At 42.2% G+C, this 379-nt stretch carries 1 protein-coding gene; it reads right to left on the bottom strand.

From position 1 onward, the window contains the following. Nucleotides 1–379, bottom strand: a 379-nt coding sequence (locus AB5935_RS27415; protein WP_368328029.1) for a S49 family peptidase, incomplete at both ends; no start/stop codon positions are given.

Here is a 379-nt window from a genome sequence, read left to right as displayed (position 1 = left end):
ATCATATCCTTCAGTTATCATCATTTGAAGCAATGATTTCTCATCCTCGTTAAACGGACGCATGATATTTCCGAAATCAGCGTATTTATTCGTTTTTACGACATCATAACTTAAGCCGATTTTGTCAGTCAATCCTTTCACATTAGGAATCATACCGAAGATTCCGATAGAACCGGTCAGGGTAGTAGGCTCTGCAACAATCGTATCGGCAACGCAAGAGATGTAGTAACCTCCTGACGCAGCATAATCACCCATAGAGACAATGACCGGTTTCTTTGTTTTCAGCTCTTTTACAGCATGCCAGATTTGTTCCGAGGCGAAAGCGCTTCCACCTGGAGAGTTGACACGGAGTACAACAGCTTTCACATCATCATTATCT

Origin of the sequence: Phocaeicola sp. RTP21198st1_B8_RTP21198_201120, from assembly GCF_040929485.1 — a bacterium.
Classification (GTDB): Bacteria; Bacteroidota; Bacteroidia; order Bacteroidales; family Bacteroidaceae; genus Phocaeicola; species Phocaeicola dorei.
The sequence above is the reverse complement of the archived record's forward strand: the minus strand, read 5'-3'. Positions and strand labels throughout refer to the sequence as shown.